Source organism: Bdellovibrio sp. ZFWA1, from assembly GCF_056175665.1.
This window is the reverse complement of record NZ_JBJKJH010000001.1, coordinates 428,411-455,367: the sequence shown is the minus strand read 5'-3', so window position 1 is coordinate 455,367 and position 26,957 is coordinate 428,411. Positions and strand designations below refer to the sequence as shown.

Annotated in this window: 22 protein-coding genes; 16 read left to right on the top strand and 6 right to left on the bottom strand. The window is 42.9% G+C overall.

All coding sequences use genetic code 11. The features are described 5' to 3' along the window. Positions 1 to 96: 96 nt before the first annotated feature. Positions 97 to 1,884, bottom strand: a complete 1,788-nt coding sequence (locus tag AC04MN_RS02210; protein ID WP_475381548.1) for an ABC transporter ATP-binding protein — start codon at positions 1,882 to 1,884, stop codon at positions 97 to 99. Then, positions 1,884 to 3,689: an ABC transporter ATP-binding protein gene (locus tag AC04MN_RS02205; RefSeq protein WP_475381547.1), complete on the bottom strand. Its 1,806-nt coding sequence runs from the start codon at positions 3,687 to 3,689 to the stop codon at positions 1,884 to 1,886. Before AC04MN_RS02205 ends, AC04MN_RS02210 begins: the two co-directional genes overlap by 1 nt. 116 nt (positions 3,690 to 3,805) lie before the next feature. Between AC04MN_RS02205 and AC04MN_RS02200 the strand changes: the two genes are divergently transcribed. The 10 genes from AC04MN_RS02200 to AC04MN_RS02155 all read left to right on the top strand — a co-directional run bounded on the left by AC04MN_RS02200 (position 3,806) and on the right by AC04MN_RS02155 (position 16,447). Next, complete coding sequence (locus AC04MN_RS02200) at positions 3,806 to 4,558, top strand: helix-turn-helix domain-containing protein (protein WP_475381546.1); 753 nt, start codon at positions 3,806 to 3,808, stop codon at positions 4,556 to 4,558. A 94-nt stretch (positions 4,559 to 4,652) separates the two neighbouring features. Further along, positions 4,653 to 6,848, top strand: coding sequence for a hypothetical protein (locus AC04MN_RS02195; RefSeq protein WP_475381545.1), 2,196 nt, complete (start codon positions 4,653 to 4,655; stop codon positions 6,846 to 6,848). Further along, complete coding sequence (locus tag AC04MN_RS02190) at positions 6,845 to 7,549, top strand: hypothetical protein (protein WP_475381544.1); 705 nt, start codon at positions 6,845 to 6,847, stop codon at positions 7,547 to 7,549. Before AC04MN_RS02195 ends, AC04MN_RS02190 begins: the two co-directional genes overlap by 4 nt. A 39-nt stretch (positions 7,550 to 7,588) precedes the next feature. Continuing rightward, entirely contained in the window at positions 7,589 to 9,037 is a 1,449-nt protein-coding gene (locus tag AC04MN_RS02185) for a hypothetical protein (protein WP_475381543.1), read from the top strand. Between the two features lie 46 nt (positions 9,038 to 9,083). Next, positions 9,084 to 10,568 carry a hypothetical protein gene (locus AC04MN_RS02180; RefSeq protein WP_475381542.1) on the top strand — a complete coding sequence of 495 codons (1,485 nt, stop codon included), beginning with the start codon at positions 9,084 to 9,086 and terminating at the stop codon, positions 10,566 to 10,568. Positions 10,569 to 10,696: 128 nt separating this feature from the next. Next, positions 10,697 to 12,085, top strand: coding sequence for a D-alanyl-D-alanine carboxypeptidase (locus AC04MN_RS02175; RefSeq protein WP_475381541.1), 1,389 nt, complete (start codon positions 10,697 to 10,699; stop codon positions 12,083 to 12,085). A 3-nt stretch (positions 12,086 to 12,088) separates the two neighbouring features. Further along, positions 12,089 to 12,661, top strand: coding sequence for an ankyrin repeat domain-containing protein (locus AC04MN_RS02170; protein WP_475381540.1), 573 nt, complete (start codon positions 12,089 to 12,091; stop codon positions 12,659 to 12,661). A gap of 71 nt (positions 12,662 to 12,732) precedes the next feature. Continuing rightward, entirely contained in the window at positions 12,733 to 13,605 is an 873-nt protein-coding gene (locus tag AC04MN_RS02165; RefSeq protein WP_475381539.1) for a cyclic nucleotide-binding domain-containing protein, read from the top strand. A 211-nt stretch (positions 13,606 to 13,816) separates the two neighbouring features. Continuing rightward, complete coding sequence (locus AC04MN_RS02160) at positions 13,817 to 15,151, top strand: ISL3 family transposase (protein ID WP_475381169.1); 1,335 nt, start codon at positions 13,817 to 13,819, stop codon at positions 15,149 to 15,151. A 156-nt stretch (positions 15,152 to 15,307) separates the two neighbouring features. Further along, complete coding sequence (locus AC04MN_RS02155; RefSeq protein WP_475381538.1) at positions 15,308 to 16,447, top strand: hypothetical protein; 1,140 nt, start codon at positions 15,308 to 15,310, stop codon at positions 16,445 to 16,447. Positions 16,448 to 16,489: 42 nt separating this feature from the next. Here AC04MN_RS02155 and AC04MN_RS02150 read toward each other — a convergent pair whose 3' ends face one another. Beyond that, positions 16,490 to 17,932: a S8 family peptidase gene (locus AC04MN_RS02150; protein ID WP_475381537.1), complete on the bottom strand. Its 1,443-nt coding sequence runs from the start codon at positions 17,930 to 17,932 to the stop codon at positions 16,490 to 16,492. A 282-nt stretch (positions 17,933 to 18,214) separates the two neighbouring features. Here AC04MN_RS02150 and AC04MN_RS02145 point away from each other — a divergent pair, with 282 nt between their 5' ends. Genes AC04MN_RS02145 through AC04MN_RS02120 form a run of 6 tightly spaced genes read left to right on the top strand, consistent with a single transcriptional unit; the run spans position 18,215 to position 24,236 of the window. Beyond that, positions 18,215 to 18,709: an NADH-quinone oxidoreductase subunit B gene (locus AC04MN_RS02145; protein ID WP_475382951.1), complete on the top strand. Its 495-nt coding sequence runs from the start codon at positions 18,215 to 18,217 to the stop codon at positions 18,707 to 18,709. Next, positions 18,696 to 20,378 (top strand): NADH dehydrogenase (quinone) subunit D, encoded by a 1,683-nt coding sequence (gene nuoD / locus AC04MN_RS02140; protein WP_475381536.1) that lies wholly within the window; start codon positions 18,696 to 18,698, stop codon positions 20,376 to 20,378. The genes AC04MN_RS02145 and nuoD overlap by 14 nt, the downstream gene beginning before the upstream one ends. Before the next feature lie 20 nt (positions 20,379 to 20,398). Next, entirely contained in the window at positions 20,399 to 20,872 is a 474-nt protein-coding gene (locus AC04MN_RS02135) for a complex I 24 kDa subunit family protein (protein WP_475381535.1), read from the top strand. 10 nt (positions 20,873 to 20,882) lie between these two features. Beyond that, complete coding sequence (gene nuoF / locus AC04MN_RS02130; protein WP_475381534.1) at positions 20,883 to 22,172, top strand: NADH-quinone oxidoreductase subunit NuoF; 1,290 nt, start codon at positions 20,883 to 20,885, stop codon at positions 22,170 to 22,172. Next, positions 22,153 to 23,715 carry an NADH-quinone oxidoreductase subunit G gene (locus AC04MN_RS02125; RefSeq protein WP_475381533.1) on the top strand — a complete coding sequence of 521 codons (1,563 nt, stop codon included), beginning with the start codon at positions 22,153 to 22,155 and terminating at the stop codon, positions 23,713 to 23,715. Before nuoF ends, AC04MN_RS02125 begins: the two co-directional genes overlap by 20 nt. Further along, positions 23,712 to 24,236 carry a NuoI/complex I 23 kDa subunit family protein gene (locus AC04MN_RS02120; protein ID WP_475381532.1) on the top strand — a complete coding sequence of 175 codons (525 nt, stop codon included), beginning with the start codon at positions 23,712 to 23,714 and terminating at the stop codon, positions 24,234 to 24,236. Before AC04MN_RS02125 ends, AC04MN_RS02120 begins: the two co-directional genes overlap by 4 nt. 76 nt (positions 24,237 to 24,312) lie before the next feature. On the opposite strand, the gene AC04MN_RS02115 is transcribed toward AC04MN_RS02120, so the two are convergent. The 3 genes from AC04MN_RS02115 to AC04MN_RS02105 all read right to left on the bottom strand — a co-directional run bounded on the left by AC04MN_RS02115 (position 24,313) and on the right by AC04MN_RS02105 (position 26,957). Continuing rightward, complete coding sequence (locus tag AC04MN_RS02115) at positions 24,313 to 25,074, bottom strand: substrate-binding periplasmic protein (protein ID WP_475381531.1); 762 nt, start codon at positions 25,072 to 25,074, stop codon at positions 24,313 to 24,315. Between the two features lie 31 nt (positions 25,075 to 25,105). Continuing rightward, positions 25,106 to 26,386 (bottom strand): trans-sulfuration enzyme family protein, encoded by a 1,281-nt coding sequence (locus tag AC04MN_RS02110; protein WP_475381530.1) that lies wholly within the window; start codon positions 26,384 to 26,386, stop codon positions 25,106 to 25,108. 121 nt (positions 26,387 to 26,507) lie between these two features. Further along, positions 26,508 to 26,957, bottom strand: a complete 450-nt coding sequence (locus AC04MN_RS02105) for a hypothetical protein (protein ID WP_475381529.1) — start codon at positions 26,955 to 26,957, stop codon at positions 26,508 to 26,510.

Sequence of the window (26,957 nt, the reverse complement as noted above, 5' to 3'; positions counted from 1 at the left end):
AAAGGGGTCAGGTGTTATTTTCTAACTGGGGTGCGTAAAAAAAGCCAGGCTTGCAATGCCTGGCTTTTGGCGTCCGGATAATCGGATTGACGCTGGTCAGTTAGAAAATAACACCTGACCCCCTTTTTGGTGGAGTTGGTGGTAATAGCCTTTTGAGTTTTGAAGCTCTTGGTGGGAGCCGCTTTCGATGATTTCGCCATCTGAAAGAACATAAATGCGATCACATTTTTGAATTGTCGACAATCTGTGCGCAATGAGGATACTGGTTCGTCCTTCTGTGACCAAAGACGTGGCCTCTTGAATCATCTTTTCACTCTCAGAGTCGATATTCGCCGTAGCTTCGTCTAAAATTAAAATCTGTGGATTGAAAGCCAGGATTCTGGCGAAAGCAATTAACTGCCGCTCTCCAACGCTTAAGTTGGCTCCCTTTTCTTCAACCGTCGAGTCTATCGAGCGTCCTGTGCGCGCCAGAAGATCGGCGTATCCCGTCATTGCGACCGCTTCCTCTACCTGCTTGCGAGTTATTGATTGCTCACCCAAAGAGACGTTATCCGCTATCGTGCCTCGGAATATATAATTATCTTGTTGGACCACTCCTATCCAGCGGCGAAGTTCGGCACGGGGAAATTTTTCAATAGGATGGCCATCGATAAAGATCGTTTCATCGGGGGCATTATACATTCTTTGAAGCAAAGAAATGAATGTGGATTTACCGCTCCCAGTGCGCCCCACCAATGCGATGGATTCACCCGGAGAAATAGAAAGATTTATGTTCTTTAAAGTCCACGGCAAATGCTCTTCGTACTTGAAGTTTAAGTTCCTGATGTCTAAGGCTCCTTTAGATATCAATGCAGATTTATCTGGATTATCGAGGGCCGACTCAATCGGCTCTTCTAGCAAAGAGAAAACCCTTTCGGCGCTGGTCAAAGAGTTTTGAAATTGTTGATATTTTTCCATTATCTCTCGCAATGGAGGAATAAAGTCCTGAGCGTGCATTAAAAAAGCCACTAGGCTTCCGATTGCGATGCCGTTCTCTAAAGATAGCAGTCCGCCATAGTACAAAGCCGCAGTAAGTGTGATTGCGGTGAATAAATTCATAATCGGCTGCATATGAGCGTAAGCAAAAATTGATTTCATGTTGATCTCGCGATAGGCCAGGCTTTGCTTTTGGAATTTTTCTTGATTGCGAGATATGCGGTTGTAAAGCTGCACAACCTTAATGCCATTAAGATTTTCCGCCAAGAATGCATTGAGTGCACTGAGCTTGGCTTTCTGTTCGCGAAGAATATTTCGGATGTGGTTCGAGAGTTTAAAGGCCGCCCAAATAAATAAGGGCGCTGCAGCTAATGTAATAATTGTTAGTTTTACCGAAATCAAAAGCATTGAAATTACGATGGCCGACATGATCACAATTTGAATGAATATTGTGATAATCCCCTCAGTGAAAAGCTCACCGAGTGCGGCGACGTCATTTGTAATTCGCGTAACAATCCGACCAGTAGGGGTCTTGTTGAAAAACTGCAGAGGCAGGCGCTGAGTGTGATCCAATAAAGCAGAGCGTAAATCAAAAAGCACTCGGTTGCCAAATCGACTGAATAGGTAGGCTGCTGAAAAATTGAAAATAGTCTTTAGGATCTCGACCCCAAGATAAGACCACGCAATCATCAAAAAAACATCCGAATTACTTTTTTTGATCCCCTCGTTGATTGCATATCCAATCAAAGTTGGAATTAGTCGCGAACAAACCGCAAGTCCAACAATGCAAATGATAACCATAAAAAATTGAAGTCGATAGTTGCGAGCAAATGGCCATAATTTAACAAAAAGCTCTTTGTAAGAGATTTTAGCAATGGACTTTTCTTCGGAAATAGGAAGGTTGTTCATTAAGTCTGCTCCTTGCTTTCTGAAGTACTTGATGAATCTTGAAGTGGCTCAATGTTTGAGTCCATGCCTGAATTCTGACTCTGAAGTTTTACAATAGTTTGATAGGTCGGTGAAATAGTAGCTAATTCAGACGGGCTAGCAAAGGCCTCGACGTGTCCATTTTTTAGGACCAATATCTTATGAGCATTTTTTAAGCTAGATAGCCGATGGGCTACAATGATCCTTGTGCTTTGTTTGTTTTTACCAAGCTCGGTTTCTATGGCGTGTTCAGTTTTGGTATCCACGGCACTTAAAGAATCATCTAGTATCAGAACGCTTGATTTTAAAATCAAACCCCGAGCAATCGTCAAACGTTGCTTTTGGCCACCAGAAAGATTCACTCCACGCTCTCCGAGTTGTGATTCAAACTGATGGGGGAGTGCTGCAATCTCGTCGTGAATATCAACCAAGTGAGTGATTTGTTCAATTTCATTAAAGTCAGCCTGGCTATCGACTCCAAAGGCAATGTTTTCGTGGATGCTATCGCTAAACAGAAAAGGTTCCTGTGGGACCAGCAAAAGGTGTTTACGCAGCGATTGAATTGTGAACTCTTCGATTGGAGTGTCATTAATCAGGATCTGGCCAGAGCTGGCAGGGTAGAGTCGGGTCATTAATTGAACAAGTGTTGTCTTACCCGCGCCTACCGAGCCCATAACTCCGATGCATTCTCCTTTGTTGATTTTAAAAGAGACATTCTGAAGGCTTGGGACTGAAGCACTTGGATATGTAAAGCTGACATTTCTAAATTCTAAAGATCGAAACTCTGTTAACTGCTTCGTACCCGAGTCCGGCGTATCCGTAGACTCTGCAATCACTTCCTTCATGCGATCAAACGAAGCCCAGCCTTTTTGGAACATCGAAAGTCCAAGTCCCAGAGCAGTCATGGGCCATACCATTTTTTGAATATAGCGATGAAAAGCCACGAAGGTACCAAGAGTCACGGCGCCCGTGATGACATCATTTGAAGAAACAAACAGTAGAATGACCGAGCCCGATGCGACTCCAAACTCCATAACTGGGCCAAAAAAAGCATCGACCCGGGCTGTGCTATTGGATGAAAGTTCTACTTGCTTAGATTTTTTATCGAAAAGTCTATTGCGAATATCCTCGAGGGCAAATCCTTTGATAACACGCACGCCAGCGATTGTTTCTTGGGCGATACCCGTCATTTCTGAGAAGTGATCTTGTTGAAGCTTAAATCTTTCATGGATCATCTTCATTACTTTCCAAATTAAGAAAGGAACTACAGGAAGAAAGATGAGCGTTTGGAAAGTCCATTTCCAATTGAGTTTAAGCATAATTGGAAGAATGACGGCAATGATCATAAAACCATCAGCCAGAATCAATAAGCCTGGACCGATAGCTTGGCGAAACGATTGGACGTCATTTGTCAGTAAACTCATGAGTTCGCCAACAGGCTTACGATTAAAAAACTTAGGGCTTAAACCCGTAATATGCCTAAAAAGTCTTTGCCGTATATCTTCCGCAGCATGGGTGTGAAAATAGCCAAATCCAACTCGCCATCCCCAGCGAGTGAACGAGAGACCGACCAAAACGGCGCAAAGTAAAAAGATGCTTCGTTGGGTTTGGTCGAAAGGTGTCTGCTTTTCGATGAAGTCAATAGATTCTTTTATTAGTAAGGGGTAAATCCCATCCAAAAAATTTGTGATAAATAGTGAAGTCAGCCCAATAAAGACCGCTCTGGGGTGTCTTTTAACGTAAAACCAAAAGGGATGTTTAACCAAAAAATCAGGAAAGCTGTTCATGTTCAAAATATTTCCGTGCAGGACGCAATAAAGGTGGAGTTTTTTTATACATTTGATTTAATTGGAATTCGAGGGGCAAGTCCATTTTTTTTATCATTAGAGAGGATTGGCTGGGGATGTCACAAATAGATCAATTTTTATCGGCCTTGAAGCGAGCCTTAAAAGCTAAAAACATATTATACAAAGATTTAGCCAAGATTTTAAATTTAAGTGAGTCCAGCGTTAAGCGAATACTTTCCTCTAAGTCACTAACCCTGGAGCGTTTGGAAGAAGTATGTAAAGCAACAGATATCAGCTTTGCTGATATCGTTAGATTGGCCGAGTTCGACGATGAAGGTTATTTTAAGACTCTGAACGAAGAGCAAGAAAAGATCTTAGCCGAAAATGCCCGTTTAATGCAGTATTTCATGTTGCTACATGAAGGGATGTCCCCGCATCGAGTTTTAAAAGAATATCAAATTGATCCTGAGGAAGCTCATAAGTATTTATTTCAATTGGATCGAATGAATATTATTGAATTGCACCCCAATGATCGAGTTCGCCTAAAGCATCTTGGACGAGTGAAGTTTAAAAAAGATGGCCCTATGGGGAAAAAACTATTCACTCAGACTAAACAAACTTATTTAGAACATGATTTCAATAATCCGGCGACAGATTATGTTCGATTCAATTTGGCAAATTTAAGTCCTGCTACAATTCAAAAATTTAGAACTAAGCTTGAGAAGCTGTCAGCTGAAATTGTCGAAGAAGGGCGTTTCGAGCCAAACCAGCAAAAAGGTTTGACCGAAGTCGGTATTCTTTTTGCGATACGCCCTTGGCGTTGGTCTTATATGAGTGCAATCCCAAAGCGTAACAGTAAAGGAATCTGAATTTTTAATTGAGCGTTTTAAAATGAGACGATAGTGACAAGTTCTATATTCAGATAAAGGTGAAATGTTACGATAAGTCATTCCGGGGGGAATGATGTCTCACGTATTTCTTGCTGTGCTTTTATTTATTGCCAGTGGCTTTGGCGTCGCTTTACAGGCAAGTGCTCAACAAAACTCTTTACAAGAGGCCTCACCCGTAAAAGCAAAAAATGGAAAACTTCCCGAGGCTAAAAGACTTTTTGAAAGAGTCACAGGAATGAAAATTCCGATGAACGATTCGCGAGTTCATCAAATGGCTTTATTGATATCAAAAAATGATTTTGAAGGGGCGGCCAAGATCGCCGTGAGTGATCCTGCATTTATCAACGTGCGTGCAAGGAACTTGGCGATTCGACTTTCGAATAAGGCTTATAGTCCTTCGGTCCCATTTAATGACTCGGCTGCGTTGATGTTGGGAATTATTCGTGACAACGCAGATTTTAGACAGGCCCTAACGGCGAACTATTCCTATGAGTTGAAGTCTTCAACTGGGTACCGAAATAATTTTCAGACTCTTTTAGGAAATCCCTGGAGCGAGGCGGACAGTCGTTTACTCGATTTGAATTCGGATTTGGTTAAAGTCAATGGCCAAATTATCGGCCTAGAATACAACCAAGGTTTAGTTAGTAAGATAAATGCCAACACGTCATTGTCAGTCCCGGATCGGGCTAAACTGATGAATGAGTCGGCGGTGAAAAGCGTAAATCATCCTGATCCCGCTGGGATCTTTACTACACGTTATTTTGCCGAAGCTCAGTTTTCGGGAGGCTCTAATCGCCGCCCGGTCGAGTATGTTGTTAAGAACTTTCTGTGTTCAAGCTTGAGTGACATTGGAAATAATATGGCTTCAGATGCTTATGTCGGTAAAGACGTAGACCGATTTCCTGGAGGAGATCACTCGAACTACACGAATAACTGTAAGAACTGTCATACGGTCATGGATGGTTACAGAATGGCATTTTCCAAAATGACTTTCAATAACTGGACAGCTGATCAGGTGGGGAGCCAAGGGGCTGCTCATGGTTCGTTGGCAGGTCCTTTAAATGACCGTCGAAATTTTTGGCTTCGCGAGCAGTTTAATATGGAGCCATTGATTCAAGAGGTTCCGACAAAAGGAATGCAGTCTAAACTCTTGCAAATCTTAAGTCAGGTTATAGGTAAGGATGTATTTATAGCAACAGCAAGCATTCAGGATGGTGCGCCAGCGACCATTGAACTTGCACGAGCAGATCAGCTGAAGCAGCTAACAGATTTGATGATATCAGCTCGAGTCGCGACAAATGCTACCGCTCGGGATGCGGCTTATGCAAAAGCAGTACGCTACAACAGATTCATGAGTGGTCTTGGGCTTTCAAATTTAGTTTGGACAAGCTTGGCGGCAGATTCCGATCTTCGCTCGGAGTTAAAAATTCAAAAGACATCAGGATTCCTGAAAAGTGATTTCCCAACTTCTTGGCAACAGGAAGAAGTAACTTTTGGGTTAATTCTTGGGGGTGGAGACTTCATTTTCAATGAGGCGCTTTCTCAGTATATAAAAAAATACAGTGCAAATCTTGAGTCACTGGTCGCAAGTCGTAATCTTGCGGCTAACATAAGTTTATATTCAGATGCGTGTTTAAAACAAATTGTGAATAGTTCGGGTGCCAATGATTTTCCGGCCTTTTTAAAATGCGATGTTGATTTTCGAAAAGATAAATCGTTTTTAGCTCAGTTTATCATCGCCAAAATGCAGGCAGCCAAGGCTTCGAGCGTTGCAGTTCGAGGATTTGAATCCTTAATTAAAATGCGAGGCTATGCACTTCCAAATGGAGCCTTTAATAATGCCAGAGCAATGTGGTATGACTATTTAAGAAGCATCGATCAATTGATTTACTTTAATGCCCAAGCCTTTGACCCGACGACCGGGGTCCATAACAAAATGAATGCAGGTCTTTATGAATTTGGTTTCACTGTCAAAGACGATACTTTTTATAACTTAGCAGCATCAAGTTATGGTTGGCGTGGCCCCAATGCAAACGGTGGCAAGGGGATGTTCGAATTTGGCAGAATGATATCTGACTCAGAGGCTTTTAGTCGATGTGTTACTCAGAAGGTTATTCACTCAGTTTGCTATCGGGACTTGTCACAAGATCCAGCAAGCCTAAAGAAATGGGCCGCAGTTTTTGAAGCGTCAAAATATAGTGTTCGCGAATTAACTCTAAAAGTATCCATTGATCCGGTTTGTGCGATTGTGAAGCGAGGTGCCTTATGATTAAGAATAAGAACTTTCAGCTTTTTGGATTTCTTATCGGTAGTGCCTTGGCCTCAACAGTGCTCTTTCAAAACTGTGCCGGTCAAGTTGGTGAGATGCAAGAAGAGCAGCTTCTTTCATTGTCTTGTGGGACCGAGTGTGGATCTGCAGCTGTTCACCCGGATCAATTTAAAGTTGATAACGTGTCGGGTGAAGTTTTGGATGTTAGGCAGACCCTAGAGAGCTATTTATCTTTACTAGAATTAACACCTACAGACCTGGGGACGGACCTGACATCGATTCTTACTGAAAAGAATCGACGTTCGGCTTTGTTGCCTCAGGAAAACAATTCTTCTTTAGCCTCCTCTGTCGCTGTTTTAAGCCAGGCCTCGATGGCTGGAGAGGTTTGTAGAGTTTGGGTTCAAAAGAAGGCAGTCACTTCGTGGATGCTTGGTGGGGTGAATCTGCGTGGTTCGGTGACGAGCACTCCTAAAAATAACTGGGTCAATTATTTTAACCGTTTTGCTGAGCAGGCTTGGGGGCGGCCGTTAGAGTCAGGAGAAGTCGCCGATGTCGAGCAGTTTGTCAGCTCGGCAGTGGCCGAAGCCTCCAAAAGCAAGGGGTTAAATACCGTTGTAGGTGGCCTGAACTTAGAGAGTGCAAATTTAGCGACGATGATTTGCACGGGAGTTTTAACGGCTCCCGAGAGTACCATGTTGTAAGTAATTCAGTTCCTGTTTTGTTGATTTAGTGGGGGATTTGTGAAAAAAGAAAAGTTCGAGTTTATTCAAAAAAATTTGAATAATGAAGAGGCCCTGCGTGGGATCTCTCGACGTGAACTGCTTGAAGTGGGGGCTATAACCTTTGCAGCTCGCTTAATTGTTCCCTCTTTTGCAGGGATTCTAGCAACCCTAAACTCGACAGAGTCACGTGCCCAAACTGTGACCTCATGGGCTCCTTTTATCACTGTCAACCTTGAGGGTGGAGCGTCTTTGCATGGTAACATAATCGCTCGAGACATGGGCGGTCAGCTTTTAAAGAGTTATTCTTTTCATGGCTTAGGAGCCGAGGCACAGCCGATAAAATATTTAGGCGTCCTCTTTGATAAGCGCTCGCAAATGATGGCAGGTATTCAGTCGGTCTTGTCTGCGTCGGCAAGCTCGAAAGTTCAAGGCGCCGTATTTTGTACTAATACGGCTTCAGATACTCGTGCGCTTGCTCCACTGCGACCACAGTATGATCTATCTCCGATTATTGAAAAAACTGGGCGTATGGGGCAGTTTTTTTCAAGCCTAGAATTTAACGGCGCCTCAACTTCATTAAGGTCATTTCACGATGGAAGCCCGAACAGTCGATTGAGTGTGGCGAGTTCCGCGCAAGTTTTAGACGCCTTATCGCTAACCGCTGCGTTCTCGTCAACAGTTACGGTCGGTGGAGTTGCTCAGCCCAGATATAGTCGCGAGCAAAAAAGAGGCTTAGCGTCTTTAATTGGTAAGCTTGCTCAACGTCAATTGAGTGGTCAAACCGGCGAGAGATATCAAAGAAATGGACAATCACAAGTTGAGGCAACGAAGGCCCTCGAACAAATTGTTGGTGGGAGCGTTAGCGGACGAGATATCGTTGATCCTACAAAAAACGCAGAAGCTACGGCCGTGTATGGTTTAACGGCGACTGCCACGGACGCTACAAAAACTAAAGCTGCTGTCGCTTACTCGAGCATTATGGGATATGCATCAAGTAGCTTTTTGCATCTTGGTGGATATGACTATCACTTTCCTGGAACCCGAGAAGCCGCAAATAGAAAAGACTTCGAGGCGGGCGTAGAGATTGGAAGAATTTTGGAGCTAGCGCATCGCCTGAAAAAACCGGTCTTTGTTTTTATCGCTACCGATGGTGCGAATTTTTCAGCTAATTCAGAGTCTTCGTCTTCAATTTGGTCTGCTGATACAAGTGCTTCTATGCAAATGGTGTTGGCTTACTCGCCGGTGGGCCTAAAGCTGGCAGGAATTAATGAGCAAGTGGGACACTATCTTCAGGATCAGTCGGTGGATAAAAATACTTTGGTTGGAGATCGTTCTGATTACGTGGCTGCAGCTGTTATGGGGAACTATTTAGCAATGCATGGACGAGAAGCTGATTTAACGAAAGTGGCACCCGCCACCATCACGTCAGCCAATATTAGTAAAATCGTGAGGATCGTCAAAGCTTAGTCGAGAGCCGTGTGTGTTGAGATCTTGTTTTGAGTGGGGGAATTGCGTGTCAAAAATTCAATCGGGGATTGTGTTTGCATTTATAGGCTCTGTTGTAGTTTTGTCTTTTCAAAACTGTGGTATGCCTACGCAGCTAGATGGGCAGGCCGTCGTTTACGGACCTTCTGACTATGCTTCGGTTCCGACCAGCAATAGTTCTAATCAAGATGATGCAACGAATGGTTCTGATCCTAATGGATCTAAGCTTTCAACGGGTGATAAATGTGAAGATATATATTTTGAGGAGTTTATTCGGCCCACGGGCTACTATCAGTTCTTAGCAACCAACTGTGCTGGATGCCACGATGGGCGCTACTCCGATCGGCCAGCTTTTGCCAGCGCTAATAAGCTTGTTGCTTATGGGAAGTTTAAAGAAAAAGAGATCTTAGGGGGCGGTGGTATCTCATCGAAGGCGATTTCAAGCCACCAACCGGGGTTAACAGGTTCTCAGCATGCTGGGATTATCAATGACTTTAAGACAGGTTTTGCATCGTTGGTAAATCCATTCAATAGTTGTAAAGGTGTCGCGTCTGCGGATTACTCTTTAGAAACCGTTGCTAAAGATCTTTCTGCGGTTGTGAATCCTCAAAGCTTAACTGCTGCAGAGTCTGCCAATTTAAGAGTTGAAAAGGGATTGTCGTTAGTAAATAGCAAAATTGTAACTGTTGATTTCAAACTTAATCCTTATCAGAAGCTTATTTATAATGAAGCTTCTAAAACCAACGCAATTTTTAACTTAAAGAAGTATGCGCCGGTCAGTTACGTATTTGATTTGTCTGCGTCATCTTATACGAAGGCAAAAGCAGGTGATGAACCAGCCGTCTTGTTGACGGTCGAAGTGGCTCCGAGTGTTAAAACGGATGCGGTCAAAAAAGTAATATCGGGCAAAGAGTATATCATTGGTTACACGCAGGTATTAAATCCCTACGTAGTTGTAGCAAAACCCGTATTTAAGTTTAAATCCGAGCCTAAGACTTTGGCTTGGCAGTTTAAGAATATGTCTATAAAAATTAACGGGGCATTACGCTCAGACGCCACCATCTACAGCATTTTGGATGCACGAATTTGTGGGCTAGAGCCCATTTCAGTAATGACTCAGAACAACTCGCAGATTCTAGTGTTTAGCTCGTTAAAGGCTACCGATAAATTAAGCCTTCGTTTTGCGGATGTAAGACCTACTGATTCAACAAAAGTTAGCTGTACCACGAATCAATCCAATGGAGACATTCCATTACCGGCAAGCTTGACATGGACTGAGCTTACAAAAGCTGGAGACAATGGAGTTTTCTTCAAGAACTGTTTAAGCTGCCATAACTCAACGAGTGCAAGTGGTGGATTGGATCTGTCTACGTGGGAAAACGCGAAAGCCCGTAGTGCGGCAGTGTTGAGCCGCATGAACGATGTTAATAATCCGATGCCTAGAAGTGGGCTTTTGGATGATAGGTCCCGTAAACTAGTTAAGTTGTGGGTGGATAAAGGGATGCAGAAATAGGGCGCCCAAAATTGAAACATGTCAAAAAAATAGACATTGGATGGTGAACGTCTTTCGTCTCACTTCGGCACAATTATTGAAACCCTGGTGGCAGACCTCAGGGTTTTTGCTTTTCGAAAGGTTGTGCGATGAGATTCTATCATTTGTTATCGAGTTTTGCTTTTGTGGCTTTATCGGCAAATTTAGCTCAAGCAGGCGTTTCAATGAATTCAATGTGCTACCTTGCTCCAAACGAGCAAAAAACAACGGCTTTCAATCCCACGAAACAAGAGATTGAAGACTCTGGCAGTGTCTTGCTAAAAAAGATTCCCACTGGCGTGACTGAAGAGGACGTGAAAGCTCAGTTTCGAATTGCCTCCCTTTCAAAGGTATTTACGTCTCATTGGGCAATCATGAAATTGGGGCCTGAGTATCGTTTTACAACTCAGATAATCGTTACTCCGGGGCATCAAAAGGGGCTTTGTAATCTACATTTTCGAGGCGACGGAGATCCAATCTTAGGGCGAGAGGTTTTGGCTGAAGTCTTTAAAGATTTAAAACCGCGCCTGTCAGAATCCAATTGCTCTTCGATTGATACGGTTTCTTATGATGAAAATTTCCGTGTTTTGTTGGATGCGATGTCTCATCAAAAATCGACAGATGCATTGAAGTCTTTTGGTTGGTCAAATCCCGCCCTTTATGACAACGCTCAAAAAACTCAAACTGATCTTGTAGCATTTCTTAAGCACAAGTCCGGTCTTAAGGTGAATCTCGAGAAAGTTGGACCGGTCTCTAGAGCTCGCTACGAAGAGTATCTTAAAGATGTGCCTGCCAAAGTATTTGAATTTAAATCGCGCCCATTGTTTAGAATTTTAAAAGAATTGAATAAATACAGTCATAACTATATCACTAACGTTATTTTCAATCGTTTAGGTGGGGCGGCCGAGTACGAAAAATTTATTTTACAACGTTTGAAGCTGACTTCGGCACAAATAAAGATGCTGAATGGATCTGGATATCCGATCACTGATGAGAACGGCGATAAGCACTACAACTTAGCAAGTTGTGATGCTTTAGTGACAGTTCTTAAGGATTTGGATTTGGGCCTGGCCGCAGTAAATGGGACCCGCAAGTATCAAATGGCAGATATCATGGCTGTAGGTGGTCCTAATGAAGACTACTCGACATTTAAGGGACATTATATTAGCTCGACATTTGACAATACTTTAGTGGCTAAGACAGGCTCGGCAGATCGTGCTATTACTTTTGGGGGCGTTCTATCGACAGCTCAAGGCGACCTTTATTTTGGTGTTCTGACTTCGCCTGACAATTATTCCGCACCAGATCTTCCAAATGCCCGAGACTATATTCGTGCCTTGATGGGGGTCCTTTCTGAAAGAGTGAAGCTTAAGAAATTTGAATACACTCCGGATGGCGCGACTTCTCCATTTGACTCTGAGGTTCGTTTAAAGGAAGTCAGTTCTTCTGCTGCGAAGTCGACATTGAGTGCAGCTGTAAAAACAAATCCAAAGGGCTAAAATATGAAAATAAAATATTTATTGGCCTGTGTTGTAGTAATTCAAATGACTTTTAACTTGGCCAGTGCCAATTCTGAGAAAATAGATTTGCGCTTGCATGAAGCCGCCGGGCGTGGCGAGGCACTGCTTGTAGATAAACTTTTAGCTCAAAAGGTCGATCCTAATATACTTGATTCGGGGGCTTATCCCGCTTTTTACCACGCCTTGGATAGTGGTTTTGAAGGTCTTGGTCTGCGTCTTTTAAAGGTAACCAGTCCGCAACTTAAAATAGGCCCAGGCAATGATTCTGTATTGCTAATGGTGATTCAAAAAAATTGTGTTGATTGCATCAAGTGGGTCCTTTCAAAGGATAAAGCGCAGGTGAAAATATTTAATAGCGAAGGATTTTCGCCGTTAATGATGGCATCTCGGTATAGTGGACTATCGACTGTGAAGTTATTGGTCGAGGCGGGGGCAGATTTCAGGCAAAAAAATAAGCAAGGTAAAACGGCGCTTCAAATTGCAGAGAAGGCGCAAAACATTGAGGTGGTCACTTACTTGGAGTCATTGGAGTTAAAATCTAAAGCAAAGAAATAGATGTCCTGTATTGAGGCACTTATTTTGAAATATCTTAATGAGGCGTCCTTGGGCCTCTTTTTAAACAAAACTTGAGACTTTTTGGAGAGCCCGAGATAATAGACTTAACTGCGGGCTTTACAGTACGTTTGCTCCCTGCAATCACGGAAGGATTGTTTGTTATGGGACGCGAAGATAAGAACATTTTTTTGGTTGTTAGTGCTGATAAAAATCGTGTTCAGAAAATTACAAATCTACTTGTTGCCAAGGTTAAAGCCAGTTCGGTGTTTCATGCTGCAGACTGGTTCGATACCAAATATAAAATAGATAATGTTAAACCCAAGATAATGCTTATCGATGAGTTCCTACCTAAGGGTTCGGGTTCGGAAATTGTCTCGAAAGTTCTTCGAGAAAAAAATAATGATGGTATATCGATTATCATCATGTCGGCGGTCGGAGACCTAGAGCAGTTCACTTTTGAAGTTCAAAAGGGGAGAATTCAGTATTTATCTTCTCCGGACAGCGAAGACGCTATTTTGAGTATAGTGAATAGAATGTTAAATCCACAGCTGATTTCTCAGGGCGGTCCGCAGTACAACCTCAAAACTTTGAAAGCAGGAGAGATTCTATTTAAAGAAGGCGACTCTCCGGAGGTTGTCTATATTGTTAAAAAGGGATTGCTTCGAGCTTATTCCCATTCCCCGGGAGGGGCAGGCATTATTGTCCTTGGTGATATCAAGTCAGGAGAGTTCGTCGGCGAAATGGGGCATTTTAATCACGAGCCGAGATCGGCTACGGTTGATGCGGTCACCGACGTAGATCTTATTGAAATTCCAATTCATGCTTTAGAAAGCGTGATTTTCGCAAATCCGTCATGGGCAAAAGCCTTGGTTAAAACCTTGGCGACTCGTCTAAAGAAAGCCAACAAGGCCTTGGCCGAAGTGGAAACTCGAGTCTCGTTGTAGGCGGTATACACTAGTGGGTCTCGGGATTGAGCTGTGGGTACTTAAGAAAAAAGACATCCTGTCATGGGAGCTTCCCGCTCCCATACCCTGGGGTAAAGCCGGTCATCGTGACCGGCTTTTTGCGTTGTGTCTCTTGAAATAAAAAGGCCCATCTTGGCGAACCTTGTGATTTGATTTTTTTACTACGAAAAAAAAATTACAAAGGCCAAGAATGGACCTTCATCATTTGATCAACAGCTTATTAGGTCTGCAAGATTTAAATATTACCAACGCGGAGCTTTCAGAGGACTTTGTGTCTTGTCGGCTTTCGGCAGAGTTACCGTGGTCCCGCGCCTGCTGCGCGGACTGCGAGCATCCCTTATTGGAATTCCATCAATGGAGCTATCGAGACCTTAAAGTACCCCCTCTGGGGCTCTTTAAGGACGTCGTTATTCATTTACGATATCCACGAGGACTTTGTCCCGTATGCAATAAAATCCAACGCTCTAAGGTTTCAGGGATCCATTCAAAATTCAAAGGCCATAGCTGCAGCTTTGTCGAAACCGCGGGTCGACTCATGGAAGAAACCACCTGTGCTGCTGCGGCCCGGACCTTGAGTTCAGATCCAAAGACTTTATGGCAAATGGATCAGTGGCGTATGCGAGAAATGCAAAAGAATTTAGATGTAAACAGGTTTACAAAAGATCTTGATGTTTCTCGTATGAGTGCTGACGAGGTGCACTTTAAGACTGAAACTGAAACCAAAAGAGAGCACCCTTTTGCACCACGATGGACCGTAAAGTTCGTAACAAACTTAGTGTGTACGAAGGCTGCAAAGGTGATTGCTAACGCTGCTGGTAGGGATGCTATGGCCTTAGCAACGTGTTTAAAAACTCTATCAAGACCCCAGCGATTATCAGTGGAGTTTTTTTCAATAGACATGAACCCTGGCTACTTCCAAGCCGTGAGTAAACTCTGTCCCAATGCAGAGATTGCGATTGATCGATTCCACTTGGTTCAGAGCATGAACGAATACTTTGAAAAAGTCAGAAAAGAAGAGTTTCAAAAGGCAAAAAAGAACAAAAAAGAGTTCGAAGAAATCATGTTGTCACCATCGAGAAGGTTCATGTTTTTAGAGCGAGATGCTGTTTTATCTATCGAGGAGAATAATATGCTAGGAAAGTTAAAAGTGTTAAATACGAATATTTCAAACGCAATGATTATCGTTGAGTATTTCCATAAGGTTTTAGAAGAAAAAGGTGTCCACGGGTTTAGATCACGCTTGGCAAAATGGTATGGGTTGGTTCGAGATTCGAAGTTGCTGCCACTTCGGAAGTTTGCACTGCAAGTTCGCAAGTACCGGATCAATATCGAAGCCTATATACGATCAAATTTAACGACTGCAATCAGTGAAGGACTTAACAATAAAATCAGAGTTCTAAAGGCCATGGCCTACAGCTATCAGAATGAGGAATCGTTTATGCTAAAGATCCTTCAGAGGTGTGGATTTCTCAATTCGAGACACATGGATACCCGGCGTCTATTCAAATATAGCAGTCTGGCATGAAACCTACCCACAGAAGAAACCCGAGAGGCTACACTAGTTCGCGCCCCATATTGTCGACCTGGCTATAACGTTGACAGCTTACCATGTTCTAAATGCGTTCCGTCTTGGAACAGAAATTGAACTCTTCCTCGTGATGTCAAAAATAAGGGAGAGTTTATGTATAAGAAGCGTTTAGTACTTATGGCGTTTGCAACGGCAACTTCGATGAGTTCATTTGCAAATGTGGGTGAACTGCCAGGACCTGGAGAAATGCCAGCCAGCATTTCAGCATCCATGAATTCTAAGCAAAGAATGGAGTATCGTCAGAAAAGAATGGACGCTTATCAGCGTCTTTACTCGGCGATTGGATCAGAAACCACAGCTACGACGATCTTTCGGCAGTTAGAAGCGATGATCTATATCGACATCAGTGTTTCTACTGAGTTATTCCTTGATACTTATAGCACTATTGGTAGTTCAGACACCGTTCTAAAAGTATTTGAGTATATCGATAAAGGATTAACTTATAAATCGGAAGGGCAGTTCGCGGCGCAGTTAAAGCTTGTGAATAAAATGTATTCTACCTTTGGTTCAACAAGTCGTTCTGTTTCGATGTTGGCCTTAGCTCGAGAACTTGTATCGCAAGGAAAAGCGGATTCATTGGACGGAGTTGTTAAGAATATCCTTGCTACTTATTCGTCGATCGGAGACGGTGATACGACAGAGAAGTTTATTCGCGAGGCTGCAAAAATGAATGCGACGGCAGCGGGAACTAATTCTAGTATCGAGGTTGGTTTATCTTTGTACTCTTCTATTGGCTCTGTATCAACATCTCTAGAGATGATGAAGTTAATTCGCAAGGCATATACCTCTCAGCTTATTTCTGGATACAAAGTTGGAGCCGCTCAGTTGATGGATATTTACACTCGAAATGGATCTTCATCAACAGCGATCGATGTTTACTCAAAGATGATCGTGGCAACTAAAAGCTCGTCCGAACTTCAAGATATGGTTTTGACGTTTGGTAGCGTTTATTCGTCGATAGGATCGACTTCGTCGTCATTGGTAGTATTAGAGCTGTCTCGAAGTCTTTATGTTAAAAGATTAACTACTTCTATCAAGGCGGCTTCAGATGCGTTCTTAAATGTTTATTCAAATAATGGAACTTCCGAGGGATCTCGCGAGTTGATCGGATTTTTGGCAGAGCGATGTGTGGATGCTTATGAGTTTGATGGTGGAATAAAAATGTATCTTCAGGCACTGCGAACTCATGGTTCACACTCCAGCGCCATGCAAGCACTGAAAAATCTTTGGTAATCCAAATAAAAAAAGCTCCCCACTGGGGAGCTTTTTTTTATTTTAAAGTAGATTCTCTAAGTTGAGCTTTCCGCCTGTTGTTGTTTTGTTCTTTAAGGACGGAATTGGTTTAACACTTTTAAGAAGAGCTTCTTTGACTTCCTTCCAAGTGGCTTGTGGATGTGCGGACCAGTAAAGAGCCGCGGCCCCAGCAACGTGTGGAGTTGCCATTGAAGTACCATCCCAAGTTGCTTTGAATCCCATTTTATCAATAACCACATCAGAATAATTATTACTGACGGTTGTCGAGAACACAGCAACCCCGGGCGCACCAAGGTCGACCAGTTTTTCTCCCCAATTTGAAAAGGCTCCTAATTGATCGTTCACATCAAGGGCTGCAACCGACACAATAATGTCGTGATCATAAGAAGCCGGAGTTACAGGGGTCGGATCTTTATCCATATCATAGCCTTTGCCTTTGCGTCCATTTCCCGCAGCTGCAATAAACAGAGAGCCTTTGTCCTGAGCGTATTGAATCGCCTCTTTAAGCGCTTTATTTTCAGCATCTGGATCATTAGGGTCGCCTTCGCCACCCCAAGAGTTGCTGGTGATTTGGGCGCCATTATTGACAGCATAGTAAATTGCTTTGATCGCTGCAGCTGTTGTGCCTTGGCCTTTTTCGGAAATAAAGCGAAGAGGCATAATTTTAACGTTCGGAGCAACTCCGGCAATACCTTTACTGTTGTTGCCCTGAGCTGCGACATTGCCTGCACAATGAGTTCCGTGACCAGGGTTGCCGCCTTTGAATAGCATTTCAAGTGGATCAACGATTAAGTCATAAGGTTTGTTGTCGTCAGAAACAAAATCCCAACCAATCACGTCATCAATGTATCCATTGTTGTCATCATCGATACCGTTGTTTGGTATTTCTTTAGTGTTTCTCCAGAGGTTGCCGACAAGATCTTCGTGAGTGTAATCAACACCAGTATCGAGGACTGCAACAATAATATCTTGAGAGCCCATCGTCTTTTGCCAAGCAGCTTGGGCTCCAATGTCTTTCATACCCCATTGTTTATTAATAAGGGGGTCAGCTCCTTGAGTCTGTTTAGGAGCATCCGGAATGTTGGGATTGTCTGCGGGGACTTTGCCGGCGAACGCTTCGGGGTTGCGAGCTACTGCTTTTGCGAACGCGGCTTTTTTCAGCTGATCTTGAATGCTGAAGTCATGCATCAGGCCTAATGGGTAGTTTGGTTGTACGTACTCAACACCTGCTTGGTTGGCCAGGATTTGTAGATTCATTGGTTTTTTGCTTTCAACCCTGAACCATTGCGGAGCGATGGCTTCAATTTTTTGAGAGCCTTTTGAGAAAATTGTCATGCTTTGAAAGCTTTCGACATGAGTGTCTGCTACTTTTATAAGCACATCATGTGCTGAGTTGGTTTGTGCCTGAGTAAAATCTAGGCAAATCACTGACAAAATACAGGTCGTGATGAAATGCATTCTCATGAAGACTCCTTCTTTGTTGAGGGGCAAAGTTGTCGTTGATCCGAAACTTTATTTTAGGGGCGCAATGAATGGGGTGGCAATTGGGGACAGTCGTTTTAGCATGTGCGTCGTGAGAAAATGTCCAAGGGTGTAAATAGGTTATCTAGTTGTCAGCCCTTGCGATTTTAAGCTACTAATAGAAAGTTAAATGAAAAAAGAGGTGATTTAATGGACCAGAACCACCAGAGCCCAATCGTTGCGCCTGATGCATCGATGGGGACAGGCACGCAAGCGCTTGACGATATGTCGCGCAGTTTTGCCTTCACTACTAAATTAGATGCCATCGTAGCATGGGGTCGCAGAAATTCATTGTGGCCACTTCCTTACGGAACTGCATGTTGCGGTATCGAGTTGATGTCCGTCATGGGACCAAAATACGACTTAGCTCGTTTCGGAGCAGAGGTCGTGCGCTTTTCTCCGCGACAAGCAGATATGTTAATTGTTGCAGGAACTATCACTGAAAAGATGGCGCCGATTCTTGTTCGTATTTATCAACAAATGCTCGAGCCTAAATACGTTATCTCGATGGGAGCTTGTGCTTCTTCTGGCGGTTTTTATCGTGCCTACCATGTCCTTCAAGGTGCTGACAAAGTCATTCCAGTTGACGTTTACGTTCCGGGATGTCCTCCAACGCCAGAGGCGGTTTTGGATGGAATTATGGCTCTTCAAAAAATGATCAAAGACAACAAGCCACGTCCTTGGAAGGACAATTGGAAGTCACCATATGAGCAAGCTTGAAAATTTGAAGCAGGATCTAGCGGGATCCTTCGACCTTAATCAGTTTAAATTTTCCCATGCAGTGGGCGATGATGTTTTGGAGATCCCAAAAGATAAAGTCCCTGCCGTACTTAAAGTATTGAAGGACTCTGGTCGCTTTGATTTCTTGATGGACGTTTGTGGGGTGGATTATCCAACTCGTGAAAAGCGTTTTGATGTAGTTTATCACCTTTTCTCATCAAAAGATTCTTCACGTTTAAGAATTAAAACCCAAGTTGGCGAAGGGGAGACTCTTCCAACGGCAGTTCATGTCTGGAAAGGCGCTGATTGGTTCGAGCGCGAAGCCTATGACATGTTCGGAATTGTGTTCGAGGGGCATCCAAATCTTCGCAAAATTTTGACTCACCGGGAATTTGTCGGACATCCTCTGCGTAAGGACTACGATGCAAACTTCCAGCAGCATGCAACATTTGTAGAGCCTATTCACTTTAACAATACTCCAGGTCGTCCTGGTGATGTTTTGGATGATAGATATGTCTCTATCAATATTGGTCCTTCGCACCCAGCGATGCACGGTACTTTGCGAGTAATGGCAGAGCTTGATGGCGAAACAATTGTTCGTGCAAACTGTGAAATCGGCTACCTTCACCGCTGTTTTGAAAAAATGGCTGAAACTCATCCGTACAATCAAGTGATCCCATACACAGATCGTTTGAACTACTGCTCGGCTCCAATGAACAACATTGGATATTGTAAGGCTGTAGAAAAACTTTTGGGGGTCGAGATTCCTCCCAAAGCACAGGCAATGCGTGTTGTGCTTGCCGAGCTTTCTCGTATCATTGACCACATTATCGCTGTGGGTACGGGCGGTGTGGATTTAGGAGCTTTGACGGCCTTCTTCCACCTGTTCACTTACCGCGAGAAAGTTTATTCACTGTTTGAAAAACTTTGTGGTGCTCGATTGACAGTATCTATGACTCGTATCGGTGGTATGGCTCAAGATGCACCCGAGGGTTGGTTTGACGACGTTCTTGATTTCTGTAAAGAGATGGAAGCCGCTGTCGACGAAATCTCTCGATTGATGATTGATAACAAGATCTTTATCAAGCGTACTATGGGGGTTTGCCCTGTTTCTGCGAAAGAAGCGATCGAGTGGGGTTATACTGGGCCTCTTTTAAGAGCCTCTGGTGTTAATTTAGATATACGTAAAGCTTCACCTTATTATGGTTATGATGGTCTAGAGTTTGACGTGCCAGTAGGAACTAATGGCGATATTTATGATCGTTACTTGGTTCGTATTGAAGAGATGCGCCAATCTATTCGTATCATCCGTCAGGTCTGTAAAAATATTCCTGGTGGCGATTATACGATTCGCGATCGCGGTATCGTGTTGCCAGAGAAAAAAGATGTTTACGGAAATATCGAAGGCTTGATGAATCACTTCATGTTGATCATCAAAGGTCTTCGCCCGCCAGTGGGTGAAGTTTATGATGCGACTGAAGCTGCCAACGGTGAGCTAGGATTTTATCTGGTCAGTGATGGTTCGGCGAATCCATATCGTTTGAAAGTTCGTCCGCCTTGTTTTGCGATTTATCAATCGTTCCCGTACGTCGTTCAAGGAGCGATGTTGGCGGACGCAATTGCAACGGTTGCCAGCATGAACGTTATTGCCGGTGAATTGGACCGCTAGGAAAGGCTTTTGAGGATATTATGTTTGAATTATCTCAAGATGGTTTAGCAAAAGTAAAAGCGGAACTGGCTCGATACGAAAGTAAAGAGTCTGCAATTATTCCTAGCCTTTACGTTGCTCAGAAAGAAAATAAAGGTTTCATCACGGCAGATGTTATTAAACATCTTTCTCATGTGATGGGGATTCCTGAAGCGCGTATCAACGAAGTCTTCAAGTTTTACACTATGTTCAATCAAAAGCCTGTCGGTAAATACCATGTGCAGGTTTGCGCGAATATTTCTTGTGCTCTTGAAGGTGGTCGTGAGCTTGCAGATCATATTTGTCACGAGTTGGGCGTTGGCTATAACGATGTGACAGCGGACGGTCGTTTTACAGTTAGCCGGGTTGAATGCTTGGGTTCATGTGGAACAGCTCCGATGATGCAGGTGAATGACTCTTACCATGAAAAACTCACTCCAGATTCAGCAATGAATCTGCTTCGTGGAATGAAATAAGGAAGCGGTCATGGAAGTTAAAGTATTGACTGAATTTTATCATTTAGATGATTTCCGATCTTTAGCTGGTTACAAAGCTAAAGGTGGATACGAAACTGTTGGAAAAGCATTAAAAATGCAACCACAGGCTATTATTGACGAAGTAAAAGCTTCAGGTCTTCGTGGTCGTGGAGGCGCAGGCTTTCCGACTGGGATGAAGTGGGGATTCCTTCCTAAAAACGGCGAGCCTCGTTATTTGCTTTGTAATGCCGATGAAGGTGAGCCTGGGACATTCAAAGACCGTATGATGATGGAGCGTGCTCCACACCAATTGATCGAGGGCATGATTATTTCTGCTTTCGCGATTGGAGCCAATAAAGGTTATATCTACGTTCGTGGCGAATATGTATTCCCAATCGATTGTTTGAATCAGGCAATCAAAGAAGCTTACGCTGCTGGATATCTTGGTAAGAACATTTTAGGTACAGGTTTTGATTTTGATCTGGATGTGTACCGCGGTGCTGGTGCTTATATCTGCGGCGAAGAAACTGGAATGATTTCTTCATTGGAAGGTAAAAAAGGCCAACCAAAGTTGAAGCCACCGTTCCCAGCAGTTCAAGGTTATTTGAAAAAGCCGACAATCGTAAACAACGTGGAAACGTTAGCTGCTGTGACTTACATTGTTCGTGATGGTGCTCAAGTTTATCGTAAACACGGCACTGAAAAGTCAGCAGGAACGAAGTTGTTCTCGTTGTCTGGCAACGTTGTTAAACCAGGAAACTACGAAGTTCCATTGGGTTATCCTTTGATGGACTTGATTATGAAAGAGGGCGGCGGAATGAAGCCGGGTCGTAAGCTAAAGGCTGTTATCCCTGGTGGATCTTCAGCTCCAGTTTTGACGGCTGAAGAAGTTGCTAAGGCAAATCTTGATTATGAATCGTTGGGTGGCCTTGGAACGATGCTTGGATCTGGTGCGGTTATCGTGATTGATGATTCACAGTGTATGGTGGATATGTTGGGAGTTTTGACTCACTTCTACAGCCACGAGTCTTGTGGTCAATGTACGCCTTGCCGTGAAGGTACTGGCTGGTTGAATAAGATTTTGCACTCGATCTTGGAAGGCCGTGGCCGTTTGCAAGACATCGACTTGCTAATCAAAGTTGCTGACAACATGAAGGGTAAAACTATTTGTGCTCTTTCAGATGCGGCTGCTTTGCCAGTGTTGAGCTTTGTGACTAAATTCCGTGATGAATTTGAATTCTTCGTTCGCGAAGGAAAATCTAAAGTAAGAGGTAAGATCCATGCCCAAGTGCACCATTAATGGTAAAGAAGTCGAAGTAAAAGACGGCAGCACCATCATCGAAGCGATGAAGCAAAGTGGGCAAAATATTGCTCACTACTGCTGGCACCCAGGTCTTTCTGTTGCGGGTGTTTGCCGTGTTTGTATGGTTGAAGTAGAGGGCAATCCTCGTGTGCAGATCGCATGTAATACGGCAGTGACCGAAGGCATGAAGATCAACAACACTTCAGATAAAGTAAAAGATGCTGTGAAGTGGGGATTGGATTTCCACTTGATCAACCACCCTTTGGATTGCCCAATTTGCGACCAAGCTGGTGAGTGTGGTCTTCAAGACCAATACATGGAGTACGGTAAGTACGATCCTGAAATGGCCGAGCACAAAGTTAAAAAACACAAGGTTGTGGATTTAGGTCCAACTGTTGTGTTGGATTCTGAACGTTGTATTTTATGCTCTCGTTGTGTTCGTTTCACGAAAGAAGTTTCTAAGACAGAAGAACTTGGAATTTTCAACCGTGGTGATCGCTCAGAAATCGGAACTCACGATGGCAAAGCATTGGATAACAAGTATTCACTAAACACAGTGGATATTTGCCCAGTGGGAGCTTTGACTTCAAAAGATTTCCGTTTCCGTCAGCGCGTGTGGTATCTAAAAGATTCTGAATCTATCTGCACTGGCTGCTCGACTGGTTGTAACGTGAAAGTATACTTCAACAAAGAAGGTATGTTCCGTGTAAAACCTGTTTTCAACGAGCAAGTAAATGGCCACTGGATGTGTGATGATGGTCGCGATATTTATAAGTTCGTGAACAAAGAACACCGCCTTTTGAAAGCTAAAGTTAAAGGTACCGAGATGACTGCAGGAGCAGCTGCTAAAGCCGTTTCTGATACGTTGAAGTCTGCAGGGGCAGGTTTAGCTCTTGTATTGACTGCTCAGTATACAGTTGAAGAGTACGAAGCAATAGTTTCGACTTTTGTAAATGAATTCAAGACTAAGAATATTTTCATGTGGATCAATAATATGGATTCATTTGATAGCTTTGATGGTCTGTTGATTCGTGGTGATAAGAATCCTAATACAAAAGGTCTTTTGAAGGTTCTTGAAAAGCATGGAATCTCTGTGACTTGGCAGGACCTTTCTTCTGGATTGAGCTCTGGTTCGATCAAAACTGTGGTTGTTGCGGGTCCTGAAAACCAAGCAGTTTTCTCGGATATCAATGAAAAGATCAAAGAGCTTTCTAAAGCACAAAATTTGATATGGCTTCAGGCTGGCAAGAACGCAGAACTTGAAAAGCTTGCTTCTTCAGTTACATTGATTCCATTGAAAACTTTCGTAGAAAAAGATGGGACATTTATTAATCATTCTGGTCTTGAACAAAAATTCAAGCGTGCCACGACGATTGTAAATGAGGCTTTAACTTTGACAGAAGCTGCGTTGTTGATGTCTGGTAAAAACCTTTCAATTCCTGCAGCTAACCCATTTGTCGAGGCCAATCGTCCAGCGGACGTGGTTATGCAAGAAACTCGTAAGAAAAATGAGTTCGTGTATAAGAGAGGATCTCTATGAGCGTAGTTCAAAATAACTCAGAGAAAAGTAAATGGTATATCCCCGGCATTTTGACGGGGATGGGGATCACTTTTAAGCACATGATTGTGAATATCTTTAATAAAAAAGAGATGATCACGTTGAATTATCCTGAAGAGAAGTATGAATACTCTCCACGCTTTAAAGGGAACCACGTTTTAACGGTGAAAAAAGACGGATCATTACGTTGTACGGCTTGTATGCTTTGTGCGACCAACTGTCCTGCAGAGTGTATTAAGATTGTGGCTGCAGAACACAACGATCCGACCGTTGAAAAGTTTCCAATTGCATACGAGATTGATGTCCTACGCTGCGTATTCTGTGGCTTTTGCGAAGAAGCTTGCCCTGTAGACGCAGTTCGTATGGGACCTGAGTGGCAAACTCCTGGAGTCAATGGATCTAATTTCATTTATGACATCAATCAACTTGCCTACAGACCAAACCTAAAAGGTGGCGTCGTATCAGCAGTTGACGATGAAGAACGTCACAAGGGCGGAATCTAAACGCCGGCAGGTGAAATGCACTTCGTGCTAGACAGTTTGCCGTCAGGCGAAAAGCCCACCTAAAAGGTGGGCTTTTTTATGGGTTGCTGTATTTCTTTTTAATTTTCTCAAACGTGCCTTCGGCCTGCAAAGACTTAAGTTTTTGAGTCAATAGTTCTATTTTTTGGGGGGCTAAGTGCTTAGAGGTTGCGACGTATTGAGTATCTTTTTGAAGAGACGAATAGATTTTTAGATCTTTATTTTGAATTACTCTATTTCTAACGAGAGCAAACAAAGACATGTCCTGCATATAAGCGAATCTACCACGATTTTTTTCTAGCATTTTTATGACTGAAATATCGCCTTTGGGGCTGTCGTCATAATTGATTTTTTGAGCTTCAAGTGTTTTTACCAGGGATGAGCCTTGCGAGACTAATAAAGGATCTTTTTTGGAGATTTCCCTTAAGTCATCAAACGAACTTATTTTTAGCGCCTTTGATTTAATTGAAACAACAATATGATTTACTACAAAAAGTGGAATCGGTATGAAGTGGAACTTTTTTTCCCGGGCTGTATTTTTTAAAAGACAGATCGATAGATCGATGGCTCCTCTCTCTAACTCACTTTCGATTCGGCGAATAGAGGTGAGTTTTTCGGACCCAGATATGGAAAAATGATCCTTGTTTAATATATCAATCAGTTCTTGGCAGAAGCCGGGAAGTTTAGGATTTTGATGGTCAAATTTGAAAGGCACATTTTCTTGTCCCAAAGTTTTCAAAGAAAGTGACTCCGATTCTTTTCCTTTCGAAATATCGACTAAAGATATCAATATCGAGACAATGAAAATAAATCGGCGCATGCCCTTCACCACTCCTTAAGAAGCGAATCTTTTATAGCCGATCCAAAGCGCTTTTTAAATCCGCTATGATGTCGGCAACATTTTCTAAACCGATACTTAAGCGGATGGCTCGGGGATCGATTTTAGAGTCTTCTCGTTTGTCCGAGGGAATTGCAGAATGAGTCATAAACCCGGGAACTTCAATTAATGTTTTTACTAGTCCCAGAGACACAGCCAGCGTAATGGCATAAGAATTTTTTGCCACATCATCAACGAAGCGCTGGCATCTTTTCATATTCCCCTTCAGAGTAAAAGAGATCATCAATCCAGGACTGAATTCTCCTTCCGGGTTTTTTAAATATTTTTTAGCGAGTTTATATTGAGGATGTGATTTTAGTCCCGGATAAATAACACTTTCTACTTGTGGATGAGACTCTAGGAACTGAGCTACTTTTAAAGCATTTTTTTGCTGTTGTTCAAATCGAAGGGCCTGAGTGGCTATTCCATACACCAAAATATGCCAAGCGGAATAGGGGTGAATGATCGCGCCGAAGTCCTTCCGAGCCAATTTAAGATTGGCTTCATGTTTTTTATGAGTGATGACGGCGCCCCCCATTTCGGTGCCAAAGCCGCTGATATTTTTTGTTAAGGATTGGATAACGAAGTCAACACCCCACTCTAAAGGACGTAAGGCCCATGGTGTGGGAAAAGTATTATCAACGACGATACAGATTTGATTTTCTTTTTTTCTTTTTAAGTTCGCAGTTTTGACAAGCTTACATATTTTTTCAAGGTCAGCAATTTCTAGGATCGGGTTAGAGACTGATTCAAAATACAAAACTTTGGTAGCCGAGTCGTTAAGGCATCTTGTAAGTACGTCGCTGTTGTTGATATCAATTAATTCATATTCAAAACCATATTTTGGAAGCCAATTTGTAATGAGGCTATAAGTGCATCCATAAAGAGTTTTATGGGCGATCACTTTTTCATTTTTATTGAGAAGACTTAAAAGTGTTGCCGAAATGGCTCCCATGCCACTTCCAAACGTGACGGCGCACTGACCTCTCTCTAGAATAGCTAGCTGATCTTCTAGCATTTTTGTTGTGGGTTCTTCTAGTCGGTCATAGATCCAAATAGGTTTGTCTTTTTTGCCGCTATCTCCAAAGCTGTTGAAGCCCGCAGCCCCTCGCTCGAGCGAATCTAGCCGAAAGGTTGTTGAAGCGGTCATAGGAGGAATGAGGTGATGCGAAAATTCCCAGGACTGTGAAAGAGATTCGCCGTGAATGGCCTGAGTTCGAATTGATTTGCTAAGTTGGGATCTTTTTTTTGTCATTTGCTCTCCTAAGCCAATGTTACCAATGCGAGCTTTGGTTAAAATAGAGCATGTGCTCGAGATGTCCTGCAAGCACAAAAAAAGGAAGCTCTGCGGCTTCCTTTCTTGTTTAAGAGTTTATTTAGATGTTTGGCTTTAGCTCTACCAGAGGAAAATCGCCTTGAGTTTTAAAGCTAAAAATTGCATCTTTTTTTGCAACCCTCGCTGGAAGATCTGATTTCAATAAGTCGATCATGCGGCGATTTACCGGTACCATCGCTACGACCTTATTAGTTTTTAAAAGAACAACATAGATTTCACGTTCATTTGTTATACTGCGGCAATCTGAATTACCCATCTGTAGGCCGTCTATTCCTAGTTCACAGTTGTTTTTACCTTGGCCCCAAATAGTCATTTCATCCCAGTCGACACTGGATAATTGACCAAGATTAAATGTCTGCTGTTTCGAATCAGAAAGCAGGTCATGAAATTCACGAACTGTATGTGATGCGTTGAATTGATACCAAACCATCCAAACTAGAAAGCTTCCTGATAAGATTGCTCCAAATAAGACAATTTTATTTTTAGACAT

What these genes read in the sequence shown, in the direction of transcription:
- nuoD (WP_475381536.1), top strand. Translation starts at nt 18,696, where the DNA reads ATGAGCAAGCTTGAAAATTTGAAGCAGGATCTAGCGGGATCCTTCGAC.
- AC04MN_RS02160 (WP_475381169.1), top strand. Translation starts at nt 13,817, where the DNA reads ATGGACCTTCATCATTTGATCAACAGCTTATTAGGTCTGCAAGATTTA.
- AC04MN_RS02105 (WP_475381529.1), bottom strand. Translation starts at nt 26,957, where the DNA reads ATGTCTAAAAATAAAATTGTCTTATTTGGAGCAATCTTATCAGGAAGC.
- AC04MN_RS02135 (WP_475381535.1), top strand. Translation starts at nt 20,399, where the DNA reads ATGTTTGAATTATCTCAAGATGGTTTAGCAAAAGTAAAAGCGGAACTG.
- AC04MN_RS02150 (WP_475381537.1), bottom strand. Translation starts at nt 17,932, where the DNA reads ATGAGAATGCATTTCATCACGACCTGTATTTTGTCAGTGATTTGCCTA.
- AC04MN_RS02210 (WP_475381548.1), bottom strand. Translation starts at nt 1,884, where the DNA reads ATGAACAACCTTCCTATTTCCGAAGAAAAGTCCATTGCTAAAATCTCT.
- AC04MN_RS02125 (WP_475381533.1), top strand. Translation starts at nt 22,153, where the DNA reads ATGCCCAAGTGCACCATTAATGGTAAAGAAGTCGAAGTAAAAGACGGC.
- nuoF (WP_475381534.1), top strand. Translation starts at nt 20,883, where the DNA reads ATGGAAGTTAAAGTATTGACTGAATTTTATCATTTAGATGATTTCCGA.
- AC04MN_RS02195 (WP_475381545.1), top strand. Translation starts at nt 4,653, where the DNA reads ATGTCTCACGTATTTCTTGCTGTGCTTTTATTTATTGCCAGTGGCTTT.
- AC04MN_RS02120 (WP_475381532.1), top strand. Translation starts at nt 23,712, where the DNA reads ATGAGCGTAGTTCAAAATAACTCAGAGAAAAGTAAATGGTATATCCCC.
- AC04MN_RS02170 (WP_475381540.1), top strand. Translation starts at nt 12,089, where the DNA reads ATGAAAATAAAATATTTATTGGCCTGTGTTGTAGTAATTCAAATGACT.
- AC04MN_RS02155 (WP_475381538.1), top strand. Translation starts at nt 15,308, where the DNA reads ATGTATAAGAAGCGTTTAGTACTTATGGCGTTTGCAACGGCAACTTCG.
- AC04MN_RS02205 (WP_475381547.1), bottom strand. Translation starts at nt 3,689, where the DNA reads ATGAACAGCTTTCCTGATTTTTTGGTTAAACATCCCTTTTGGTTTTAC.
- AC04MN_RS02145 (WP_475382951.1), top strand. Translation starts at nt 18,215, where the DNA reads ATGTCGCGCAGTTTTGCCTTCACTACTAAATTAGATGCCATCGTAGCA.
- AC04MN_RS02190 (WP_475381544.1), top strand. Translation starts at nt 6,845, where the DNA reads ATGATTAAGAATAAGAACTTTCAGCTTTTTGGATTTCTTATCGGTAGT.
- AC04MN_RS02200 (WP_475381546.1), top strand. Translation starts at nt 3,806, where the DNA reads ATGTCACAAATAGATCAATTTTTATCGGCCTTGAAGCGAGCCTTAAAA.
- AC04MN_RS02110 (WP_475381530.1), bottom strand. Translation starts at nt 26,386, where the DNA reads ATGACAAAAAAAAGATCCCAACTTAGCAAATCAATTCGAACTCAGGCC.
- AC04MN_RS02115 (WP_475381531.1), bottom strand. Translation starts at nt 25,074, where the DNA reads ATGCGCCGATTTATTTTCATTGTCTCGATATTGATATCTTTAGTCGAT.
- AC04MN_RS02175 (WP_475381541.1), top strand. Translation starts at nt 10,697, where the DNA reads ATGAGATTCTATCATTTGTTATCGAGTTTTGCTTTTGTGGCTTTATCG.